We start from the raw sequence: 499 nt of genomic DNA, 5'->3' as shown, positions 1-499 counted from the left end.
TAATGCAAACCGCGTGCACCGGGTCTACCGGGAGGATAAGACGAAACCGGGTACTTTCAACCGCATTGCGGAAGTATCCGTAACGGGGCCACAAACATTTACCTATGTCGATGACGGTACCGATAAATATGCCGCCGATGGAACCGTGAATGTGACCATTGTGAAGGACTCCACTTATTGCTATAAGGTAGAAACGGTAGGTTCCTATAATAACAGCCAGATTAAACCGTCACTCCTTTATAACTTCTCGCAGATACTCTGTGTATCATCCTCGGATACCACCAGGCCATGTCCGCCAGTGCTCACCCTCGACCCGCTTAATTGCGATTCGCTCAGGGCACATCCCGAAGCTTTTTGTACCCCTTCCGGATTTACAAATCATCTCACATGGGAATACCCGGCCCAAGTGGGTGGAAAGGAATGCGACCCGCTCGTGACTGCTTACAGGATTTATTATGCAAGATATGAGGGCGATACACCGGCATTGATCGCCACCGTA

Annotated in this window: 1 pseudogene; it reads left to right on the top strand. The window is 49.9% G+C overall.

Annotation, left to right across the window (positions count from 1 at the left end):
• A pseudogene (locus ACQ4MZ_RS31610) lies at positions 1–499 on the top strand (gliding motility-associated C-terminal domain-containing protein); the annotation flags it as partial.

It is taken from the genome of Dyadobacter sp. BHUBP1 (assembly GCF_050587785.1).
In the GTDB taxonomy this organism is placed as follows: Bacteria; Bacteroidota; Bacteroidia; order Cytophagales; family Spirosomataceae; genus Dyadobacter.
Note: the sequence above shows the minus strand (reverse complement) of the source record. Positions and strands in the feature narration are given on the sequence as shown.